This is a genomic window from Frankia sp. CeRuru1, from assembly GCF_977966315.1.
This window is the reverse complement of the sequence record NZ_CDWWEW010000248.1, coordinates 1582-7829: the sequence shown is the minus strand read 5'-3', so window position 1 is coordinate 7829 and position 6248 is coordinate 1582. Positions and strand designations below refer to the sequence as shown.

Annotated in this window: 3 protein-coding genes and 1 pseudogene; 3 read left to right on the top strand and 1 reads right to left on the bottom strand. The window is 70.6% G+C overall.

From position 1 onward, the window contains the following. The first annotated feature begins 367 nt into the window (after window positions 1-367). Complete coding sequence (locus AC08OP_RS16825) at window positions 368-1636, top strand: sigma-70 family RNA polymerase sigma factor (protein WP_476592079.1); 1269 nt, start codon at window positions 368-370, stop codon at window positions 1634-1636. A 198-nt stretch (window positions 1637-1834) separates the two neighbouring features. On the opposite strand, the gene AC08OP_RS16820 is transcribed toward AC08OP_RS16825, so the two are convergent. Further along, entirely contained in the window at window positions 1835-3898 is a 2064-nt protein-coding gene (locus AC08OP_RS16820; RefSeq protein WP_476615064.1) for an acetoacetate--CoA ligase, read from the bottom strand. A 192-nt stretch (window positions 3899-4090) separates the two neighbouring features. Between AC08OP_RS16820 and AC08OP_RS16815 the strand changes: the two genes are divergently transcribed. Further along, entirely contained in the window at window positions 4091-5371 is a 1281-nt protein-coding gene (locus AC08OP_RS16815) for an acetoin utilization protein AcuC (RefSeq protein WP_476615063.1), read from the top strand. A 47-nt stretch (window positions 5372-5418) separates the two neighbouring features. Continuing rightward, window positions 5419-6248 (top strand): annotated as a pseudogene (locus tag AC08OP_RS16810) (N-acetyltransferase family protein); the annotation flags it as partial.

Sequence of the window (6248 nt, the reverse complement as noted above, 5' to 3'; positions counted from 1 at the left end):
CCGTTACGGTTAGCACCGACCGGTGATCGTCGGAAAATATGGCACGGATGGCAGAACACAAAAAACTTCTACGATGAGTAATGTACCTGTTGCTTATGGTTGTCGCTGGCCTGATCCGCAGGGTGCGCGGCCACTGGAGAAGCTCAGGAGAGTTCGCGGTTCGCGCCACAGGGCGGAATCTGCCAGGTAGTCTTCGCGGCAGCGAGTGCAGCGTCTCGAGGGCTAGGGTCTACACTGCTTGGTAGGCCCGGCGATCGCTGATGTCCGGGTGTGCCTGCACGGGGAATGGTTCCGCGTCTTCGTTCGTTACCTCCCACGTGCACAGAACGAGACGACCCACCCGCACCGACCATCGGATTTGCCACTGATGACGCTGCCTGCTCTGGAATTTGCCGAGCGCACCGATGACAACCGCCCGCGCAGCCCGCGGCGCGCCCGTCGGGCCGCTCCTCCTGTCCGCACCGCTCCCAGCCGTTCGCTGGCCGCTGTTCCCGACGATACCGACGAGCTCGACGCGGGCGCGGTGGCCGAGGTCATCGCCCGTGGTCGCGAGGCCGGCGAGATCAGCCGCTCCGAGCTGCGTGACGCGCTCGAGTCCGCGGACCTCGGTATCGAACTGTTGCCCGTTCTCATCGCGCGCATCAACGCCGCTGGCGTCGAACTCCTCGACGAGGAGGATGCGAGCGATGACGCCACCGCCGCCAGCCGGTCCACCGCCGAACACGCGGGTACCGCCGACCTCGTACGCATGTACCTGCGCGAGATCGGCAAGGTGCCGCTGCTCAACGCCGCCCAGGAGGTCGAACTCTCCAAGCGGGTCGAGGCGGGCCTGTTCGCCGAGTACAAGCTCGAGAGCGTCCCCGACCTGCCCGCCGACCTTTGTCGTGACCTCGGTCTGCTCGTCAAGGACGGCCATGCCGCCAAGCAGCAGCTCGTCTCGGCGAACCTGCGGCTGGTGGTCTCCGTCGCCAAGAAGTACAGCGGTCGCGGGATGACCTTGCTGGACCTGGTCCAGGAGGGCAACCTCGGCCTTATCCGCGCGGTGGAGAAGTTCGACTACGCCAAGGGCTACAAGTTCTCGACCTATGCAACCTGGTGGATCCGCCAGGCCATCGGCCGGGCGCTCGCCGACCAGGCGCGGACGATCCGCATCCCGGTCCACGTGGTCGAGCAGATCAACAAGATTACCCGGTTGCAGCGCCAGCTCGTCTCCACGCTCGGCCGTGAGCCGACCGACGAGGAGCTCGCCCTCGAGCTGGACATGCCGATCGAGCAGGTGGTGGAGCTGCGCCGGTATGCGCAGGACACCGTCAGCCTGGAGACCTCGGTCGGCGACGACGGCGACTCCGTGCTCGGCGACTTCATCGAGGACTCCGACGCGACCTCCCCGGCGGACGCCGCCTCCTACGGCGCCATGCAGGACGAGATCGATAACGTCCTCGGTGGCCTGAGCCCGCGGGAGCGCGAGGTGATGCGGCTGCGCTTCGGTCTCGCCGACGGCAAGCAGCACACCCTCGCCGAGGTGGGCAACCGGCTCGGCCTGACCCGTGAGCGCATCCGTCAGATCGAGCGGGACACGCTTCGGGAGCTGCGCAAGCCCGCCGTCGCCGGTCGGCTGCGCGAGTTCCTCGACTGATCGATCGGGCGAACGCACCTCCGGTCGGGTCCGCGGGGCACGTGCACGGGTGCACAGTGCCGCACAGGTGCACAGTGCGGCACAGGTGCACGGGGGTGGAAGACAGGAGTACCGCGATCATGGCGGTCACGCCATGATCGCGTGATCGATGAAAGCCGGATCTTCGTTTTTGCCGGGCGAAGATCCGGCTTTGCCGTATCAGGCTCCGGGTTCGGCCTCGGGTTCGGCCTCCTCGCCGGATCCGGTGCCGGGTTCCAGCGTGGTTCCCGTCCTCGGCTCCGGCGCCGACCGCCGGGACCGGGCCGAGGCGGCGGCGAAGGGCAGCAGGGCATCGGGGTTGGCGACCGAGTCGAGGCTCACGGCCTCGTCCAGGGCGGTTCCGGCGAGCAGGCGCTTCACCGGTACCTCGAGCTTCTTGCCGGTGTGGGTCCGAGGGATCTCGGTGATCTCGATGATCCGGTCGGGGACGTGGCGTGGGCTGAGTTCGGCGCGCAGAACCTCGCGCAGCCGGGCGGCCACCGCATCGGTCAGGCCGGGCTCGGTGAGGACGACGAAGAGGAGCAGCTCGCCGTGCCCGCGCTCGTCCGCGGTGTCGACCGCGAGGCTGTCTGCGATCCCGGGGGCCCGCTCGACCACGCTGTAGAGCTCGCTGGTGCCGATCCGGACGCCGCCGCGGTTCAACGTCGCGTCCGAACGTCCCTGGATGACGACGGCACCGGTAGGCGTGATCCTCGCCCAGTCCCCGTGGCGCCAGACGCCGGGGTAGACGGAGAAGTAGCTCTCCCGCAGCCGGCCGCCGTCCGGGTCGGCCCAGAAGCACAGCGGCATGGACGGCATCGGCGCGGTCACGACGAGCTCACCGACCTCGTCAACGACCTCCTCGCCGGCCTCGTCGAAGACGCGCACCGCGCAGCCCAGCGCGCGCGATCCGATCTCCCCGGCCCGCACCGGCATCGTTGGCAGGCCTGCCACCAGCGCCGTGCAGACGTCGGTGCCACCGCTGATTGACGACAGCATCACGGTCGGGCTCACCGCTTCGTACACCCAGGCATAGCCGGCTGCGGACAGTGGCGATCCGGTCGATCCGACGGTGCGCAGCCTGGACAGATCGGCGAACTCGCGCGGGACCAGCCCGGCGTCCTCGCAGGCCTGCAGGTAGCCCGCGGACGTGCCCAGGCACGTGAGCTCCAGGGCCTCCGTCAGACCGAACAGGGTGCCGAGCGCCGGGTAGCCGGGCGCTCCGTCGTAGAGCACGACGGTCGCGCCGACGAGCAAACCGGAGACCAGGTAGTTCCACATCATCCAGCCGGTCGTGGTGAACCAGCAGAACCGGTCGTCCGGACCGAGATCGAGGTGCAACGCCAGCGACTTCAGGTGCTCCAGCAGGATGCCGCCGTGGCCGTGCACGATCGCTTTGGGGGGGCCGGTCGTGCCGGACGAGTAGAGGATCCACAGCGGCGCGTCAAAGGCGACCCGGGTGAACTCGGGCTCGGAGGTCTCCGAAGCCATCAGCTCGTCCCAGGTGAGCAGTCCCGGTAGCCCCGCGGCCCGGGCCCGGGAGAGCGCGTCCGGCCACAGGTACGGCACGATCACGCTTGCCCCGAGTCCCGGCAGGTCGCCGGCGAGCGCGGCGAGGGCGGCGAGGGTGTCGTAGCTCTTCCCGCGGAAGCTGTAGCCGTCAACGCCGATCAGGACCTTCGGGTCGATCTGGCCGAACCGCGCGCGCAGGGCCGTCGGGCCGAGCTCCGGCGAGCATGACGACCACACCGCGCCGATGCTGGCGGCGGCCAGCATCCCCACCATCGCGTAGACGGTGTTGGGCAGCACGGCGCAGACCCGATCACCCTCGGCGACACCCAGGCTCCGCAGTCCCGCCGCCGCCTTCGCCACCTGCCGGCGCAGCTCGTCCCAGGACACCACGGCCGTGGCACCGTCCTCGCGTACGGCGATGACGGCCGGAGCTGGCCCGCGCCGGGTGAGCGCGTTCTCCGCGTAGTTTACCCGGGCACCGGGAAACCAGACCGCGCCGGGCATCGCCGCGTCGGCGAGCGCCGGACCGGTGCCGCGGTCCCCCTCGACCGCGCAGAAATCCCAGATCGACTCCCAGAACGCGTCCAGGTCGGTAACCGACCACTCCCACAGGCGCGTGTCGTCGGCGAGCTCAACCCCCCGCTCGGCAGCGAGCCAGGCGCGGTAGTTGGTCACCGCGGCCTGGCTGATCCGACGGGGAGGCGGTTCCCACAGCGGCGTGCCGGCAGCCACCGGCCCACCACCACGGCCGGCCGGCTGCCGCCCGTCCTCCCTCGCCGTATAGTCCGGTGTCACTCGGTCTGCTGCCACGGGCACTGACCCTAGGCCATTCCGGGCAGATCTACGTGCCTCATCGACGGCTCCGGATCCTCGTCACCGACACCACCGCTACCTCCGGGAGCGTGATCGGGCTACGGTCGACAGATGAGTGTCCCGGGCGATTCCGAGCGGCGGGCCGACGGTCGCCCGCCGGCCGAGCCGCTGGCCGAGCCGACGGTCGTGACCTGGGATCCGGCCATGGCCGGCTACGACTTCGGGCCGGCGCATCCGCTGCATCCCGTGCGGCTTGAGCTCACCATGGACCTCGCTATGAGTCTCGGCGTTCTCGACGCACCGGGCATCCGGATCTCCAGGCCGACCCTCGCCTCCGACGACCTCATCGGCCTGATCCACGATCCGGTCTACCTGAGCGCGGTCCGTGCCGCGCCCGACCCGGCGCAGGCAAGGTTCGCGGCCCTGTTCGGCCTGGGCACAGCCGACAACCCCATCTTCGAACGGATGCACGAGGCCGCCGCGCTCATCACCGGTGGCACGGTCGAGGCGGCACGGGCGGTGTGGAGCGGGCCGCCGCGGCACGCCGTGTCGATCGCCGGGGGGCTGCATCACGCGATGCCGGGAATGGCGAGCGGATTCTGCATCTACAACGACCCGGCGATTGCGATCGCCTGGTTGCTCTCCGCCGGAGCCACCAGAGTGGCGTACGTCGACGTGGACGTGCATCACGGCGACGGCGTGCAGACGGCGTTCTACGACGATCCGCGGGTGCTCACCATCTCCCTGCACCAGACGGGGAGCACCCTCTTCCCGGGCACCGGATTCCCGACCGAGGTGGGTGCTCCCGCCGCGGAGGGCACCGCGGTGAACGTGGCGTTGCCCCCCGCCACCGGCGATGCCGGCTGGCTGCGCGCCTTCTCCGGGGTGGTGCCGGTGCTCCTGCGGTCCTTCCGGCCGCAGGTGCTGGTGACCCAGCACGGCTGCGACACGCACGCCTTCGACCCGCTGGCCGATCTGGCGCTGTCGGTGGACGGCCAACGGGCCTCCTACGACCTGCTGCACGCGCTGGCCCACGAGGTCTGCGACGGGCGCTGGCTGGCCTGCGGCGGTGGCGGGTACGCGCTGGACACGGTCGTGCCGCGGGCCTGGACGCAGCTGCTGGCGATCGCCGGCCACGTGCCCCTGGATGCCGGCCGCGCCCTGCCGGAGGACTGGCGGTCCGCGGCGCCGGGACGGGTGCGGGCGGCGACCGGGCAGAAGTCCCTCGGCGCCGCCGCCATGCCCCGGGCGCTCGGGGACGGGGTGAGTGTCCGGTACCGTCCCTGGGACGCGGGCGAGGGAGACCCCGACGATCCGTTGGACCGGACGGTGGCGGCGACCCGGCGTCAGGTGCTGCCGTTGCACGGCCTCGACCCCACCGTCGACCGTTGAGCACGGAGTAAGAGCTGAGCACTGCGTGAGAACCGGGTGAGCGCCGCGTGAGCACCGAGCCTCCGGTCGTCTATCCGGTCGAGTGGGAGGCCGACGTCATCCTCAGTGACGGCGGCACCGCCCACATCCGCCCGATCCTGCCGACGGACGGCCCGCTGCTGCGGACCTTCTGGACCCGGCTGTCGACCCAGTCGATCTACTTCCGGTTCTTCGCCGTGCGCCGTGCCCTGAGCGACGCCGACATCCAACGGATGACGACCGTCGACCAGCGGCTGCGCGGCGCCATCGTCGCAATGATCGGCGACGACCTGGTCGCGGTCTCCCACTGGGAGAGCACCGCCGCACGGCCGACCGAGGCGGAGGTCGCCTTCCTGGTGGAGGACGCCCAGCAGGGACGAGGGCTGGGTTCGGTGCTGCTGGAGCATCTTGCCGCCGTGGCCTGGGACCGCGGGATCCGCCGCTTCGACGCCGACGTGCTCGGGGAGAACCAGCAGATGATCCGGGTCTTTCTCGATGCCGGTTACACGGTCTCGAGGACCTGGGACTCGGGCGCGGTCCGGCTGTCCTTCGAGATCACCCCCACCCAGAAGTCGGTCGGGGTGATGCGGGCCCGGGAGCACCATGCCGAGGCCGCCTCGATCGGTCGGCTGCTGCATCCGCGCGCGATCGCCGTCATCGGTGCGGGGCGGTCCGCCGGGTCCGTGGGCAACGCGGTCCTGCGTCACCTGCTCGCCGGCGGCTTCGACGGCCCCGTCTAGCCGGTAAACCCGGCCGCGGCCGCGGCCGCAGCCGGCGGCGCGGTGGCGTCGATCCAGGCCTACGCCGGCATCGAGGACGTGCCGCGTCCGGTCGACCTGGCCGTGGTGTGAGTGCCGCC

What these genes read in the sequence shown, in the direction of transcription:
- AC08OP_RS16825 (WP_476592079.1), top strand. Translation starts at nt 368, where the DNA reads ATGACGCTGCCTGCTCTGGAATTTGCCGAGCGCACCGATGACAACCGC.
- AC08OP_RS16815 (WP_476615063.1), top strand. Translation starts at nt 4,091, where the DNA reads ATGAGTGTCCCGGGCGATTCCGAGCGGCGGGCCGACGGTCGCCCGCCG.